The organism is Streptomyces sp. NBC_00250 (assembly GCF_036192275.1).
Taxonomy (GTDB): domain Bacteria; phylum Actinomycetota; class Actinomycetes; order Streptomycetales; family Streptomycetaceae; genus Streptomyces.
Genome location: NZ_CP108088.1, coordinates 5,536,031 through 5,551,742, shown reverse-complemented (window position 1 = coordinate 5,551,742; position 15,712 = coordinate 5,536,031). Strand labels below are relative to the sequence as shown.

Annotated in this window: 13 protein-coding genes and 1 tRNA gene; 5 read left to right on the top strand and 9 right to left on the bottom strand. The window is 71.0% G+C overall.

The features are described 5' to 3' along the window. Nucleotides 1-20: 20 nt before the first annotated feature. The 6 genes from OG259_RS25225 to OG259_RS25200 all read right to left on the bottom strand — a co-directional run bounded on the left by OG259_RS25225 (nt 21) and on the right by OG259_RS25200 (nt 9,004). Complete coding sequence (locus OG259_RS25225) at nt 21-866, bottom strand: MurR/RpiR family transcriptional regulator (protein WP_328944336.1); 846 nt, start codon at nt 864-866, stop codon at nt 21-23. Between the two features lie 80 nt (nt 867-946). Then, the gene (locus OG259_RS25220) at nt 947-1,654 is read right to left on the bottom strand and encodes an ABC transporter ATP-binding protein (RefSeq protein ID WP_328944335.1); all 708 of its coding nucleotides are present in this window, start codon (nt 1,652-1,654) and stop codon (nt 947-949) included. Between the two features lie 255 nt (nt 1,655-1,909). Then, nucleotides 1,910-2,515 carry an SMI1/KNR4 family protein gene (locus tag OG259_RS25215; RefSeq protein ID WP_328944334.1) on the bottom strand — a complete coding sequence of 202 codons (606 nt, stop codon included), beginning with the start codon at nt 2,513-2,515 and terminating at the stop codon, nt 1,910-1,912. A gap of 123 nt (nt 2,516-2,638) precedes the next feature. Then, a complete protein-coding gene (locus tag OG259_RS25210; protein WP_328944333.1) occupies nt 2,639-3,124 on the bottom strand; it encodes a hypothetical protein in 486 nt (161 codons plus the stop codon). A 12-nt stretch (nt 3,125-3,136) separates the two neighbouring features. Further along, the gene (locus OG259_RS25205) at nt 3,137-7,180 is read right to left on the bottom strand and encodes a golvesin C-terminal-like domain-containing protein (protein WP_328944332.1); all 4,044 of its coding nucleotides are present in this window, start codon (nt 7,178-7,180) and stop codon (nt 3,137-3,139) included. A 435-nt stretch (nt 7,181-7,615) separates the two neighbouring features. Next, nucleotides 7,616-9,004 (bottom strand): cystathionine beta-synthase, encoded by a 1,389-nt coding sequence (locus OG259_RS25200; protein WP_328944331.1) that lies wholly within the window; start codon nt 9,002-9,004, stop codon nt 7,616-7,618. A 155-nt stretch (nt 9,005-9,159) separates the two neighbouring features. Here OG259_RS25200 and OG259_RS25195 point away from each other — a divergent pair, with 155 nt between their 5' ends. The 3 genes from OG259_RS25195 (at nt 9,160) to OG259_RS25185 (ending at nt 12,614) form a co-directional block, all read left to right on the top strand. Then, the gene (locus OG259_RS25195) at nt 9,160-10,182 is read left to right on the top strand and encodes an SGNH/GDSL hydrolase family protein (RefSeq protein ID WP_328947168.1); all 1,023 of its coding nucleotides are present in this window, start codon (nt 9,160-9,162) and stop codon (nt 10,180-10,182) included. A gap of 111 nt (nt 10,183-10,293) precedes the next feature. Beyond that, the gene (locus OG259_RS25190; protein ID WP_328944330.1) at nt 10,294-11,514 is read left to right on the top strand and encodes an acetyl-CoA C-acetyltransferase; all 1,221 of its coding nucleotides are present in this window, start codon (nt 10,294-10,296) and stop codon (nt 11,512-11,514) included. Between the two features lie 257 nt (nt 11,515-11,771). After that, entirely contained in the window at nt 11,772-12,614 is an 843-nt protein-coding gene (locus OG259_RS25185) for a hypothetical protein (protein ID WP_328944329.1), read from the top strand. A gap of 15 nt (nt 12,615-12,629) precedes the next feature. On the opposite strand, the gene OG259_RS25180 is transcribed toward OG259_RS25185, so the two are convergent. After that, entirely contained in the window at nt 12,630-12,959 is a 330-nt protein-coding gene (locus tag OG259_RS25180; protein WP_328944328.1) for a hypothetical protein, read from the bottom strand. 112 nt (nt 12,960-13,071) lie between these two features. Between OG259_RS25180 and OG259_RS25175 the strand changes: the two genes are divergently transcribed. Next, entirely contained in the window at nt 13,072-13,302 is a 231-nt protein-coding gene (locus tag OG259_RS25175; RefSeq protein ID WP_328944327.1) for a DUF4287 domain-containing protein, read from the top strand. Between the two features lie 88 nt (nt 13,303-13,390). Here OG259_RS25175 and OG259_RS25170 read toward each other — a convergent pair whose 3' ends face one another. Next, nucleotides 13,391-14,293 carry a Bax inhibitor-1/YccA family protein gene (locus OG259_RS25170; RefSeq protein ID WP_328944326.1) on the bottom strand — a complete coding sequence of 301 codons (903 nt, stop codon included), beginning with the start codon at nt 14,291-14,293 and terminating at the stop codon, nt 13,391-13,393. Nucleotides 14,294-14,481: 188 nt separating this feature from the next. After that, nucleotides 14,482-14,566, bottom strand: a tRNA-Leu gene (locus tag OG259_RS25165). Between the two features lie 375 nt (nt 14,567-14,941). Between OG259_RS25165 and OG259_RS25160 the strand changes: the two genes are divergently transcribed. Then, nucleotides 14,942-15,712, top strand: a complete 771-nt coding sequence (locus OG259_RS25160) for an ABC transporter ATP-binding protein (protein ID WP_229313737.1) — start codon at nt 14,942-14,944, stop codon at nt 15,710-15,712.

The window sequence follows — 15,712 nt, the reverse complement described above, 5'->3', positions numbered from 1 at the left end:
GGCTGCGCGGGCGCGAGGGCCTATTCGACGAACAGGCCCCGCGCCGCCGCCTTCGCGTCGAACTCCTCCAGCCGCGCCTGCGCGTCCGGGAGTTCGTCCGCCATGGCCTCCAGGAGGACCCGGCCGAGCATCATCGGCGCGCAGGCGGTGTCGAAGGCGAGCCCGGTGCCGACGGCGGCCGGGATGAGCAGATCGCTGTGGGCGGCGACGGGCGCGAACGCCGACTCGGCGACGGTCACGACCGTGAGCCCGGCCGCCCGCGCGTACTCCAGGGCCTCGACGACCTCCCGTGGATGCCGGGGCAGCGCGAAGCACAGCAGGGCCGTGGCCCCGGCCCGTACGGCCGCGTCGACGCGGTCCGTGAGCATCGACCCGGCCTCGTCGAGGAGCCGGACGTCGGGGTGCACCTTGGCGGCGAAGTAGGCGAAGCCACGCGCCTGCGACGAGGCGGCCCGCAGTCCGAGCACGGGCAGCGGGCGGGAGCGGGCGAGCAGCCGCCCGGCCCGCTCGACGGGCGCGGGGTCGGCGAGCAGTCCGGCGAGGTGCTGGAGGTTCTCGATCTCGGCGAGCACGGCCTGCTGGTACTCGTTGACCGCCTCGCCCTCCCCTTCGCCGGCGCCGGGCTCGGGGGGCGCGACCTCGCGCAGATGGCGGCGGAGCGCCGGGTACCCGTCGAAGCCGAGGGCGACGGCGAAGCGGGTGACGGACGGCTGGCTGACCCCGGCGAGCTCGGCGAGCTCGACGCTGGACAGGAACGGCACGTCGCCGGAGCGCCGCACCATGCAGTGCGCGATCCGCCGCTGCGTCGGTGTCAGCCGGTGCCCCTCGAAGAGCGCCTGCAGCCGGCCTGCCGGGCTGTCGCTCATGCCACCCCCTCCTACTTATTCACTCGCGAAGAATATGCATAAGGATATGCATACACGGTGGGGTGCGGGGCGCCGTCCGGTCACGGGACGGCCGCTCCCCGCTCGTCCATGACCCCGTCCCGGATGGTGAGGGTGCGGTCCCCGCAGGCGGCGACGGCCTGGTCGTGAGTGATCACCAGAACCGTCATGCCGTCCGCGTGCAGCTCGCCGAGCAACGTCAGTACGGACTCCGCGTTCCGGGTGTCCAGGTTGCCCGTGGGTTCGTCGCAGAGCAGCAGCGAGGGCCGCCCCGCCACGGCTCGCGCGATGGCGACCCGCTGGCGTTCTCCGCCGGAGAGCCGAGTGGGCACCGAGTCCAGGCGGTGGGAGAGCCCGACCCGTACCAACGCCTGCCGGGCCCGGTCGGCGCGCTCGGCGCGCGGGACACCGTTGTAGGTCATGCCCAGCACCACGTTCTCCAGGGCCGTGCGGTGCGGCAGCAGGTGGAAGGACTGGAACACGAACCCGATCCTCCGTCCGCGCAGGGCGGTGCGCTCCGCGTCCTTCAGTGCCCCGGTGTCGATGCCGTCCAGGAGGTACGTGCCACCGGTGGGGCTGTCCAGCAGCCCCACGATGTTCAGAAAGGTCGACTTGCCCGATCCGGAGGGCCCGACCACACTCACGAATTCACCGCGCTCGATGAGGACGCCGCAGGGCTTGAGCGCCTCCACCGGGGGTGGGCCGGGATAGGTGAGGGCCACGCCCCTGAACTCGATCACCGCCGGCGCGTGATCCTGCCGTGCCGTCACCTTCGCGCCCCCGCGGTGCTCTTCACTCCGGTGATCACCTTGTCGCCCGCGACCAGATCGCCGATCGCCGATCGGCGCATCGTCACCACATCGGGCGGGCTCCGCAAGGTGATCATTTCAGTAGGGCTTCACCGTAGACGTGAAAAGCGGGCCGACGATAGGGGTGGTGACCGGCAAGCTCAGCGGCGACAGGAGGAACGCGAGGGGGAGTCGGAAGTCGTGACTCCGAGGTCCTTCCGGCGACGGAGGGGAGCCTCAGACCGTGGGCCACTCCAGCATCCGGCCCTCGTGGACCGCGGGACGGCGGCCCACCGCGGCCGACACGGTCCCGTGCTCCATCGCGTCGGCGAGGTCGTCGAGCATGGCCCCGAGGCCGGGCCACGGCCGCTGGTGGTCCGGGTCGCCGAACGAGATCTCGCCGACCGTCCCGTACGCGCCCTCCTCGTCCTCGCGGTGGTCGACGAAGAGCAGATCGCCGGTGAGGGCCTGCGCGAACGGCACCCAGCGCGCGTGCGAGGTCCGCCCGACCTCGTCCTCGTACCCCTCCTCGACCGCCTCCTCGGCCCGGCGGGCGAGGTAGCGCTGCCACTCCAGGACCTCCACGGTGCCGAGGAGGCCGTACCCGACGAGGAACGCCCCCGCCTCGCCGCTCGCCCGACGCGGCACGACCCCGTCGCAGACCGCGAGCAGCGACCGCAGGCCGGGATGCGGCGCGAAGCCGAGTCCGTCCCGGAGCGCGGCGAGGGCGGCCTCGGAGGCGCCGGGGCGCAGCGCCGCGTGGTCGCCCGGGGCGTGCTTCTCCAGCCAGCGGGTGATCCTGGACCAGGCTGCGGGAACGACGTCGGCATCGGGCACGGGCACGGTGGCTGCTCCTGTTCGCGAAGGCAAGGGACTCGAAGGCCAGGGACTCGGAAGTCGGGCTCGACGGCGAGGGGCTCGGAGGCCGGGCTCGAAGGCGAGGGGCTCGGAGGCCGGGCTCGAAGGTCAGGGGGAGGGAAGGCGGCCGGCCACGTCCGCGCAGGAGTCCTCGGGCCCGTGGGCGGTGACCTCGGCCCGGGGCGGACCGGATGCCGGGGAGGGCAGGCCGACGGTGAAGCAGCGGTCGGCCATCGCGTCGGCCGGGCCGAAGAGGGCGACGCCCCGCTCGTACGGGCGGGAGAACTGGACGAGGACCCGGGTGCCGTCGGCGGTGGCCCGTACCTCGTAGAGCACACCACGGCGGCCCGCGGCGCCGGTGTCGAGGACGTCCCGGACGTCCTGGTCGGTGGGAGTGACGCCCTTGGCGGCGACGAGGGCGTCGGCGAAGCTTCGCGCGTCCGCGCGGGTGGCGTCGAAGGCGTCCCGTTCCCGGGCGGCCTCGCGGAACCGGCCGACGGCGTACAGGGCGACGAGCACCAGAACAGGAACGAGCAGGACCGCACCCAGGGCCTTCGCCCAGGGTGCGGTCCCGCCGCGTTGATCAGCTTTCACGGATTCCTGACGCTACTTGGGGAGTTTGTCCAGCGCCCGTCGGAAGGCGACGGAGTACGCCGAGGTTCCGGTGTTGTTGGGATGGTAGCTCTCGCGACTGACGCACCAGGTGCCACCGACCTCGCACTTGAAGTCGCCGGGCCCCTTCCCCGCGGTCACGATCTTGTTGATGCCTTCGGGGCTGTCGCACGCCCGCCTGCCCTCGAAGTCCCCGTCGGGGGACTCGAAGAAGATCGGCTTGCCCTCCGCCTTGAGCTTGTCGACGACGGCCCGCTGCTTCGCCTCCATGTACTCCGCGTTGTCGTTGATGCGGATCATGCCGGCGCCACCCACACCGCTCACGCAGGTGAGCGAGTTCTCGTTGAAGATCTTGGGGTAGCCGAGCAGGACGATCTTCGCGCCGCCCGCCGCGGTGTGGATGTCCCGCAGCAGGCTTTCGATCTTGGGCATGGCTTCGTCGATGTCCTTGTGGACGTCCTCCTCCGCCGGGCAGCCGAGCGTGACGCAGTCCTGCATCACGGTCGGGAAGCCCGCGTCGTTGCCGCCGATGGTGAGCGTCACCAGATCGGTGTCACCGCTGAGGACACCGGAGTCGATCTGGAACCTCTCGTGGAAGTTGCCGTCGAAGCCCCACTTCTCGTTGCCGCTCTGGTCGACGGGGTAGCCCGTCTTCAGCTGGAAGCTCTGGGCGCCCGAGCAGGAGACGTTCTGGAACTCCAGCTCGCTGGAGAAGCCGTCGGCGAGGGTGCCGATGGACGCGGACCGGCCGGGCAGGGTGGTCTTGCGTGCCCAGGAGTTGGCGCTGCGGCGGCAGGCGTTCCAGCGGGCCTTGTCGTCGATGTCGTTGTCGGAGTCCTTGGCGTACGAGCCCGCCCCCTCACCGGAGGAGTACGAGTCGCCCATCTGCACGACCTGCTGGGGCTTGCCCGGCAGCGGCTGGAAGGCGACGGCGTCGAAGGCGACGTCGTCGTCCCCGGTGCCGTCCTCGGTCTCGGTGGTGAGCTGGACGCGGGGCACGCCGTTCATCTGGTACGCGCCCAGGGACATCCAGCCGTTGGATCCGCGCTTCTGGTTGACGTACCGGTGGCGGGTGAAGCTGCCGCCGCCGGTGTCGATGTCGTACCGGGCCTGCTGGGTGTGCGCACCGTGGTCGGGCAGGTGCACCAGGACGCGCATCCAGTCGGTCCGGCCCTGGTTCAGGGTCCAGGTTCCGGTGAAGTTGAGGCGGTCGCCCTTCGCGTCGACGGTGTCGTCCCGGGTGTGGCCGAAGTAGAAGTGGCCGCCGAAGCCCGCGCCGAGCTGGTGCATGTCGACCTTGCCGGGGTACACCGTCGTGGCGGTGCCGTCATGGGCGATTCCGGACTCGCCGGGGAAGTCGGCCGTGAACGTACCGGAGTTGCTCCAGGCGCTGTTGGCACATCCCGGCCGGATCGACGGGGTGCCTCCGGGGAGGTCGTCGACGACGAGCGCGCCGGCGGGCAGGCCGGAGCGGGTGCAGTTCGGCGGGTAGGCGGTGCCGTCCGCCTGCTCGGCGTCGTAGTCCGGCGAGGTGAAGCGGTAGAGCTCGTTGCCGCAGGAGTACGAGCAGTCGGTCTTCCACTGGACGGAGAGGTGGAACCAGCACTTGAAGTCGTCACGGGTGCAGGGTCCCGCTCCGGGCTCGTTCTTCGCGCCGTCGGAGATCTTCGAGGGCTCGCACCAGTTGTAGACGCCGCAGAACAGGTCCTCCGGCGGCTTCATCTGCGCGCGGTTGTACTTCGCGGAGCCCTTGACGGTGGCGTCCTCGGTGGTGCCGTTCCACCAGGCGGGGCGGAACGCCGCCACCAGCGTGCCCGGGGACTCCAGGAACGACGGCGGGTGGGCGGCGAAGCCGAGGACCTTCTCGGGGTACGGCCAGTGCTGCGGACGGGCCGCTGCGGAGGCGTCCTCGCCGCCGAGGCGGGTCTCCATGAACGGCAGCCGGCCGGCGTCCCACTCGGGGTTGGCGGGGTTGTTCGCCCAGCCCACGCCCCAGGGCCCGTTGGCGTTGACGTTCTCGTAGAAGCCGCTGTTGTAGGCCCACAGCGCGAAGAACCAGTTCTCCAGCTTGGCCGGGTTGCCGTCGTGCACCTGGATTCCGGCGCGCTTGGTCTGGTTCCACTTCTCGACCAGGATGCCGAGGCCGGCGGCGACGTTCGCCGCGTAGTCCAGGGCTACGGCGCGCTGCTTCTGGTAGTCCCAGGCGGCGCCGCCCTTGTCGTGCTCGCGGCCGGCGAGCCGCATGTGGTCGGTGACCTGGGTGATGCCGTAACCGCAGTCGGCCTTGGACCAGTTGACGTCCCAGTCGTTGGCCGTGTTGCCGTCGTAGTAGTCGACACCGTAGTAGTTCCCGATCAGCGGGCTGCCGGTGACACCGGGCACCGCGGAGCGGGAGGCCTGCCACATGTTCGACTCCTGCGCGGTGATGCCGAGCAGCACCTGCGCGGGGACGCGGCCGCCGCCGTCGAGGACCGGGTTCGGGAAGAGGGACTGCGGCGAGTACGCCGGCATCCCGAGGTTCTTCCAGTTCGCCGGGCGCGAGGCGCCGAAGTCGAGATTGCCCGTGACGGCCTTGTCGACGGCCCACTCGACCTGGCGCGGCTTGGGCTGCATGGCCTGGTTGCGGGGGTCGTTGCGGGGCACGGAGCAGGTGCGATCCGACTCGACGATCTCACCGGCGTCGCCGGCCGCCGCCGTGGTGGCGGTCAGCGCGCGGGTGCCCGCGGTCCGGGTCTGCACGCCGCCCTTGGCGGTGTCCGCGGCGCCCTTGGCGGCGCTCTTGGCGGCGCCCTTGGCGGTGCCCTTGGCGGTGCCGAGCAGCGGCGACGGAGTGCGGGAGCTCTCCCACTTCGCGGACGTGGCCGCCATGGGGGTGACGGTGAAGCCGACGCTCTTGCCTGTGTCGCGCAGGGTGGTGTCGATCTTCACCGGGCGGGCGTCGGTGGCCTTGTCCCGCTGGAGGTACTTCGGGGATCCGACGCCGTCCGCCCAGACCGTGTGCTGGACGATCGCGGCGCCCTTGGTGGAGAGCGTGGCGTCCTTGTGGACTCCGGACAGCCGTGTGACCGACTTCGGCAGGCTCGCCTCGGTGGTGACGTCGCCGGTCAGGTAGACCTGTCCGCCGACGCGGGCGAGGCCGGCGGCCGCGAGCGGTCCGTGGCCCAGCCTGGTGACCTTCTTGGCCGCCCAGCGGCTGACGAGCGCGGTCTCCGTCTCCTTGACGCTGTCGCGCTGGACGCGCTCCATGAAGACGTAACCGCCGTCGTCGTCCTTGCTGATGCGGTACGGGACGGTGCCCGTCGTCGCGAGCTTCTTCTTGGCGCCCCTGCCGTCGATCTCGACGAGGGTGCGACCGGAGGCCGCGGCTATCTTCCCGCCGGTGACCGGCACCGAGGAGGTGATCTGCCCGTCGACCACGACGGGCTCGCTGACCTGGCCCGTGGCGGTGTTCACCCGGAACAGGCGGGTCTGCCGCTTGTCCTCGCCCGGGGACTGGGTCAGGACGGCCTCTTCGTCCGCGCCGCAGCCGGGGTTGTAGTACGACAGCGAGGCGTTGACCTTCAGCTTGGTGACGGCGCCGCTGGTCAGGTCCACGATGGCGGTGAAGCCGCCGCGTGCCATCAGCCGGGTGTCGTTGGTGAAGGTGCGCGGGGCGTAGACGACGACCGCGCGCTTGCCGGAGCCGGTGACGCAGGCGTTTCCGATCCACTGGTCCACGTCGAAGCCGGGTTCGGCGAGGGACGCGAGGGTCTTCCAGGCGTAGCCGCTCTGTTCGGTGGCGGTCAGCAGGTGGAAGCCCTGGGCGTCACCGGTGGTGGTCCAGGCGATGTCGGCGGACTTCTGCCAGTCCTCGCCGAGGACCTCGGCCCGGTCTCGGGCCGGGACGCGGTCCTGCTGTGGGGCGGTGTCGGTGGTGACGGGCGCCGGCGGGGCGCCGGGCCCGGGTCCGGCCCAGGCCGTGGCCTGGGTCAGTCCCGCGAGCAGCGCACCGGCAGCCACCGCTGCCAGGGGTGCTCGCGTCGTACGGAGGAATCTCAACTGCGTTCTCCTTAGAGGCTCGTACGGCGCGGAAGCCTCCCCCCGTGCGGTGGGCGTATGCCCGCGCCACGCGCGAGCATGATCATGACCCCGGGGGCCGTCAAGGCAATTGATCGGGGTCCGGGCGTCCCTGGACGCCACGTTCCGGGGACCCCTGCACGTCACAGGGCCCCTCGCCGAAGCGAGGGGCCCTGTGGGTGTTGTGACGGAGTGTTCGGCGCGGGGACCGCCGCACCCCCGAGACGGGGGGCGGGACGACGGCGGTCCCCGCGAGGACACGGGCCCGGGTCAGGGCCGGTCTCCGCGTCCGGCGGCGTCGTCAGGAGTCCGGGAGCCGCTCCGGAAGTCCGTGACGCCGACAACCACCAATGTGCCGGACGCGTGTTAAGCGGGTGCTGCGCGTACGTGTCGCCCTCGTACCAGTTGCGCGAACTGCTACTTCGCGCCGCCGTTGGCCAGGAAGGCCAGCAGGTCCTGGCGGCTGACGACGCCGGTCGGCTTGCCCTCGACCAGGACGATCGCCGCGTCGGAGGACTCGCCGAGGACGGCCATCAGGTCGGCGACCGGCTCGCCGGAGCCGACCTGCGGCAGCGGCGCGCTCATGTGCTGCTCCAGCGGGTCGTCCAGGGAGGCCTTCTTGGTGAAGAGGTGGTCGAGGAGCTCCCGCTCGACGACCGAGCCGACGACCTCGGCGGCCATCACGTCGGGGTGGCCGGCGCCGGGCTTCACGATGGGCATCTGGGAGACGCCGTACTCGCGCAGCACCTCGATGGCCTGACCGACCGTCTCGTCCGGGTGCATGTGGACGAGCGAGGGCAGGACGCCCTCCTTGTGGCGCAGGACGTCGGCGACGGTGGCGGTGGAGGTGTCCTCCAGGAAGCCGTGTCCGGCCATCCACTCGTCGCTGAAGATCTTGGACATGTAGCCGCGGCCCGAGTCCGGCAGCAGCACGACGACGACGTCGTCGGGGCCGAGCTCCTTGGCGACCTCCAGGGCCGCCACGACGGCCATGCCGCAGGAGCCGCCGACGAGGAGGCCCTCCTCCTTGGCGAGGCGGCGGGTCATCTGGAACGAGTCCTTGTCGGACACGGCGACGATCCGGTCCGTGACGTTCCGGTCGTACGCGGTCGGCCAGAAGTCCTCGCCGACGCCCTCGACGAGGTACGGGCGTCCGGAGCCGCCGGAGTACACGGAACCCTCGGGGTCGGCGCCGATGACCTTCACGGAGCCGCCGCTGGCCTCCTTGAGGTAGTTGCCGGTGCCGGAGATGGTGCCGCCGGTGCCGACGCCCGCGACGAAGTGGGTGATCTTCCCGTCCGTCTGCTCCCAGAGCTCGGGACCGGTGGTCTCGTAGTGGGAGCGCGGGTTGTTCGGGTTGGAGTACTGGTCGGGCTTCCAGGCACCGGGCGTCTCACGGACGAGCCGGTCCGAGACGTTGTAGTACGAGTCCGGGTGCTCCGGGTCGACCGCGGTCGGGCAGACGACGACGTCGGCGCCGTACGCCCGCAGCACGTTGATCTTGTCGAGGGACACCTTGTCCGGGCAGACGAAGATGCACTTGTAGCCCTTCTGCTGGGCCACGATCGCCAGGCCGACGCCGGTGTTGCCGGACGTGGGCTCGACGATGGTGCCGCCGGGCTTGAGCTCACCGCTCTGCTCGGCCGCCTCGATCATCCGCACGGCGATCCGGTCCTTGACCGAGCCTCCGGGGTTGAAGTACTCGACCTTGGCCAGGACGGTCGCCTGGATACCCGCTGTGACGTTGTTGAGCTTCACCAGCGGGGTGTTGCCGACGAGGCTGATCATCGAGTCGTGGAATTGCACCGTAATCTCCGGGGTCTCCGTAATGGTGTGGCCAGCGTATGCGTAGTCGGAGCGGGTTACGGGGCAGTTAGACCCTGAACGGCTTGAAGGGCCTCCACGGTCCGGACGGCCTCTACGGCTCGGAGGAGGTGACGGCCCCCATGTCGAGGGCGAGGGTGGCACGCCGGATCGCGGCGGGAGCGGCGTACGGCGGCGGGAGCATCGGGCTGCTGGGTGTGGCGGCGGTGGGCGTCCTGCTGGCCGAGATGCAGATCGCGAAGCGGACGGTCGGCGGCGGAGCGGCCCCGCTCCCGCCGGGAGCGGACGGCCTCTACGGCCGCGCGTTCGGCACGGAGGACCCGCTGAGACTGGCCCTTCTGGGTGATTCCACGGCGGCGGGTCAGGGGGTGCGCCGCTCGGGTCAGACACCGGGCGCACTGCTCGCCTCGGGGCTCGCGGCGGTGGCGGAGCGGCCGGTGGTGCTGCGGAACGTGGCCCTGTCCGGGGCGCGCTCGGACGATCTGGAGCGGCAGGTGTCGCTGTTGCTCGCGCAGCCCCTGGGGCCGCCGGACGTCTGCGTGATCATGATCGGCGCGAACGACGTGACGCACCGGATGCCGCCGACCGAGTCGGTACGGCTCCTGGCCTCGGCGGTCCGGCGGCTGCGGACGGCCGGCGCGGAGGTGGTCGTCGGGACCTGCCCCGACCTGGGGACGATCGAGCCGGTCTACCAGCCGCTGCGCTGGCTGGCCCGGCGGGCCTCCCGGCAGCTCGCCGCGGCGCAGACGATCGTGGTGATCGAGCAGGGCGGGCGGACGGTGTCGCTCGGCGACCTGCTGGGCCCCGAGTTCGCGGCGAACCCGCGCGAGATGTTCGGAGTGGACAACTTCCACCCCTCGGCGGAGGGGTACGCGACGGCGGCGATGGCCGTGCTTCCGACCATGTGCGCGGTGCTCGGCGTATGGCCGGAGACCGACCGTCTCGAACCGGCCCGGCGGGAGAACATGCTGCCGGTCGCGAAGGCGGCGGCCGAGGCGGCGAAGGAGGCGGGCACCGAGGTGACGGGCGCGCGGGCGCCGTGGGCCCTGCTGAAGCACCGCCGCAGGCGCCGCTTGCCGGTGCCCGCCGAGGGCGGCCCGGAGGGGGCGGCCGAAGGGCCGGCCTCGACCACCGCGTCGGCCGACCCCGCCACCAACTGAGCGTACGCTTAGAAAAGAGGCCCTCATCACACACCCAGGCCGGTGACCCATGCGGTACGTACGGGTAACTTCCCTTTCAGTCCGCCCACTCCGCACCCTCATGGAGCCGTGATGCCCGAAGCCGTCATCGTCTCGACCGCCCGTTCCCCGATCGGCCGGGCCTTCAAGGGCTCCCTGAAGGACCTGCGTCCCGACGACCTCACCGCCACGATCATCCAGGCCGCGCTCGCCAAGGTCCCCGAGCTGGACCCGCGGGACATCGACGACCTGATGCTCGGCTGCGGCCTCCCCGGCGGCGAGCAGGGCAACAACCTGGGCCGGATCGTCGCCGTGCGGATGGGCATGGACCACCTGCCGGGCTGCACGATCACCCGCTACTGCTCCTCCTCGCTGCAGACCTCCCGGATGGCGCTGCACGCGATCAAGGCGGGCGAGGGCGACGTCTTCATCTCGGCCGGTGTCGAGATGGTCTCCAGCTTCGCCAAGGGCAACTCGGACTCCCTGCCCGACACGCACAACCCGTACTTCGCCGAGGCCGAGGCCCGTACCGCCGCCGTCGCCGCCTCCGAGGGCTCCACCTGGCACGACCCGCGCGAGGACGGCATCGTCCCGGACGCGTACATCGCCATGGGTCAGACCGCCGAGAACCTGGCCCGCCTCAAGGGCATCAGCCGCCAGGAGATGGACGAGTTCGGCGTCCGGTCGCAGAACCTCGCCGAGCAGGCCATCAAGAACGGCTTCTGGGAGCGCGAGATCACCCCGGTGACGACCCCGGACGGCACCGTGGTCTCCACCGACGACGGCCCGCGCGCCGGCGTCACCCTGGAGGGCGTGCAGGGCCTCAAGCCCGTCTTCCGCCCCGACGGCCTGGTCACCGCCGCCAACTGCTGCCCGCTGAACGACGGCGCCGCCGCGCTCGTCATCATGTCGGACACGAAGGCCCGCGAGCTCGGCCTGACCCCGCTCGCCCGCATCGTCTCCACCGGCGTCTCCGGCCTCTCCCCCGAGATCATGGGCCTCGGCCCGGTCGAGGCGTCGAAGCAGGCCCTCAAGCGCGCCGGCCTGACCGTCGGCGACATCGACCTGGCCGAGATCAACGAGGCCTTCGCGGCCCAGGTGATCCCGTCCTACCAGGACCTCGGCCTGGACCTGGACAAGGTGAACATCAACGGTGGCGCCATCGCCGTCGGCCACCCCTTCGGCATGACCGGCGCCCGCATCACCGGCACGCTGATCAACAGCCTCCAGTTCCACGACAAGCAGTTCGGCCTGGAGACCATGTGCGTCGGCGGCGGCCAGGGCATGGCCATGGTCATCGAGCGCCTCAGCTGAGGCCGGGAAGCGAGCGCCCGAGCTAACCAGCGGGCGGGGGCGTCAACCGCTCCGCGTCCGAGCCGTGACCGAATCTCCCCCAGGATGTGACCTACGTCCCGGGGGAGTTCGTTTTCGCAGGTCAGAGGTGTTTCGGGACTAAACACCTGGCTGAAATACCTGTCCAATTCGTGACGTAATGCACTGACAGCGGGCCCCACCCCAGGACAAGCTGATGTAGGAAGTCGGGGGATCGACTCGGAATCGGGAGTACGTCAGTGAGCGCCATGCCTCTTGCCCTGCTGCTGACCACGGCCGCTGCCACGGCCGTGGGCGCTGCCGCCCTGCACGCCGTCCACGGTCTCCGCAAGCAGGTCACCGACCTGCGGAGCGAGCTGGCGGCCGGGCGCGGCGTCACCGTCCCCGCCGCCCGTGCCACGCCCGCCGCCGAGATACGGGCCGCGGTCGCGGAGGCGCTGGCCGAGGAGCGCGAGCGCGAGCTGGCCGAGGCGCGGGCCTTCTGGGCCGCGCAGGAGGCCCGGGACGCGGCCGACGCCCCGTCCCTGCTCGGCGGTCTCGGCGGCCCGGTCGACGACGGCACCTTCTTCGTCCCCCGCCAGGCCGACTTCGTGGGCCTTGAGGCGATGGCCCTGGAGGCCATGGAGGCGGAGGCGGCGGCGCTCGACGGTTCCGACGCGCTGGACGCCTTCGACTCCCTGGAGGAGTACCCGGAGGACTCGGCCGAGCTGGCCGCGGCCCGCCGCCGGCACCCCTCGCACCCGGACTTCGTGCCGGTGCAGACCCCCGTCGTCACCGACCACGAGCGGACGGTGGCCCGGCTCGAAGAGCTGGCCGACACCGCCACGGCGCTGACCGACGTGCGTCCGGGCCCGCTCGGCACGCTCGACGTGTACGTCTTCGCGGACGGCACGACGCTCTGTATGACCCCGGGGCACCGCGAGACCGCGGAGCGCCTGGCGGAGGCCCTGCGCTCCGGCCGTACGCCGGTGCTGCTCGGCGGCTCGGGCGTCTCGGGCGCCTTCGCCCTCACCTTCTCGTACGGCGAGTCCGACGAGGAGAACGTCTACATCCTGGCGGACCGCGTCATCGCCTCGCTGTAAGCCCCCTGGAGGGCCTTACAGCCCCGAGCGCTCCGCCGCCTCACGTACCAGTTCCACGGCCTCTGCCAGTTCCCCCTCGCGGGAGTCGGCCGGGGCCGTTCGCAGGATCTCGGCCAGATCGTTCCCGGCGACGGCCAGCTGGTCGGCCACGGTGAAGACCCCCGCGTCCGGCATGGTCCTCGGCTCCCGCTCCGGGTCCTCGGCGCGCTGTGCGCGCACCGCGAGCTCGCGGGCGAGGGCAAGTCCTTCGGCCGCCGCGCCGCGCTGGAGACGGCTGTGCGGGGCGGCCCGCAGCCGGTCGGCGAAGCGTTCGACGGCAGCGGTCAGTTCACTCGTATCGCGCACCCCGTGACCCTACGCGCCGTCCCGGGCCTCTTGCCAACGGGCGAAGGCTTCGGCACGGTGACGTGAAGGAGTACGAGGAGCAGCACACGGTACGACGCGTCCGGAGGCGCCGATGTCCCATACATTCTCCGAAGAGACCCACCGCAACATGCTGGCCCGGATCCCGCGCCGCACCGGTCGTGAGATCGCCGACTGGATGCGCACCGTCGAGGAGGGGCCTTCGCTCATCCGCTTCGAGGAGCGGGTGAGCTGGCTCCGCGGGGCGCACGACCTGGCGTACGGCCACGCGAAGGCGATCCTGCACGAGTACGACCTGCGGCGGGCGGCCCGGAGACTGCTCTGAGGTCGGAGCACCGCCCGTCCCGACGGGAACGCGGAAGGGCCCGCCCGGCACGAAGCCGGACGGGCCCTTCCCCCCGAGTCGGGACGCGTCAGTCGTCGCCCTGCAGGATCGACAGCAGACGCAGCATCTCCAGGTAGATCCACACCAGGGTCATGGTGAGACCGAAGGCGGCCAGCCAGGCCTCCTCGCGCGGCGCGCCGTAGGTCACGCCGTCCTCGACCTGCTTGAAGTCGAGGGCGAGGAAGCAGGCGCCCAGGATGATGCCGATGACACCGAAGAGGATGCCGAGGCCACCGCTGCGGAAGCCGAGGCCGTCACCGCCGGCGAAGACGGCGAACAGCAGGTTGGTCACCATGAGGAGCATGAAGCCCATCGCGGCGGCCATCACGAAGCCGTAGAAGCGGCGGTTGACCCGGATCCAGCCCATCTTGTAGGCGATCAGGACGCCGGCGAAGACCGCCATCGTGCCCAGGACCGCCTGGATGACCACGCCGTCGGCGATGTACGTCGAGACGGCGGCCGAGATCACTCCGAGGAAGACACCCTCGAAGGCCGCGTAGCCCAGGATCAGCGCGGGCGACGGCTTGCGCTTGAAGGACTGCACGAGCGACAGCACGAGGGCGACCAGGGCGGCGCCGATGGCGATGCCGTAGGACTTGCCCAGGTTGGCGGGGTCGACCGGCAGGAGCAGCCAGGACAGGACGGCGGTGAGCACGACCGTGCCGAGCGTCATGGCCGTACGGCTCACGACGTCGTCGATCGTCATCACATTGCCGCGGGCCTGCTGCGGGGCGCCGAGCTGTGTGTCCTGCGGGGCGTACGGGTTGGTCGCGTACGGGTTCGTCGCGCCCTCGGCATACGGGGTGCCGGTGGCGTACGGGTTGGTTCCGACGGCGGGGCCCCCGGCCTGCGGCTGCTGGCCGTTGAAGCCCGCGGTGCCGTTGTCGCGGCTGAACCCCCGTCGCGAGAAGACCGGGTTGCTGCTCCTCATCTCACTCCTCCATGGCGTGCCGCATGCGCGCGGCCTCGCGTCAAGAGTAATGCGTAGGCAAAAGAAACTCTCTAGTGCTCGGGGAGGATCTTTTCCCGTACGTTCTCGATCTTCGTGCACGTCGGGAGGGCGTCACCCGAGGGGGCGGCCCCACGGCCGCCGGACCGCCTGTCGCACCGGCGAAACCGTGGTGCCCGGAACCGGACTCGAACCGGTACGGCCCGAAGGCCAGCGAGGTTTAAGCTCGCCGTGTCTGCATTCCACCATCCGGGCGTCGCGGAGCTCCGCGTTGGCACATGAGCCTATCCGGGGCGCTTCCCCCGTTCAGCGGAACACCCTCCCGATGTTGTCTTATTTTATTGACGTCTGAGGGTGCGTCAGTGCAGGTGGGGGCCGTTTCGCCGAACTGTGACAGGGGTCGCAGGCGCAAAGCCGCACCCCCTGGAATGACGAAAAGTCGTCGCACGTGTGTCACGTCGGCGCGAACCCGGCTCTCAGGGACACCGTCATACCTCAGGAGGAGAATCGGGCCCCCCGGTCCGACTCGAGACTGCCTTGGGAACGGGCACGTGGGCGGACGATCCGAGCCCGAACGCTCGACACGATGGAGGGGTTCCCGCAGCAGCCCCGTAGTGACAGGAGTCCCTCGTGACCACCACCCCCACCGTGTCCCGTGCCACCGCGGTGGCCGCCCGCGCCACGGATCTCTCCAAGGTCTACGGACACGGCGAGACCCAGGTGGTCGCCCTCGACCATGTCACCGTGGACTTCCGCCAGGGCGAGTTCACCGCGATCATGGGCCCCTCCGGCTCCGGCAAGTCGACGCTCATGCACTGCGTCGCCGGCCTGGACTCCTTCTCCTCCGGCTCGGTCCGGATCGGCGAGACCGAGCTCTCCACCCTGAAGGACAAGCAGCTCACCCAGCTGCGCCGGGACAAGATCGGCTTCATCTTCCAGGCCTTCAACCTGCTGCCGACGCTGACGGCCCTGGAGAACATCACGCTGCCGATGGACATCGCGGGCCGCAAGCCCGACAAGCAGTGGGTCCAGCAGGTCATCGACATGCTCGGGATCTCCGCCCGCCTCAGCCACCGCCCCACCGAGCTCTCCGGCGGCCAGCAGCAGCGCGTGGCCGTGGCCCGCGCCCTCGCCTCCCGCCCCGAGATCATCTTCGGTGACGAGCCGACCGGAAACCTGGACTCCCGCTCGGGCGCCGAGGTCCTCGGCTTCCTGCGCAACTCGGTGCGGGAGCTCGGCCAGACCGTCGTCATGGTCACCCACGACGCGGTGGCCGCCTCCTACGCGGACCGCGTCATCTTCCTCGCCGACGGCCGGATCGTCGACGAGATGCTGCACCCGACGGCGGACGGCGTGCTCGACCGCATGAAGGCCTTCGACGCCAAGGGCCGTACGAGCTGA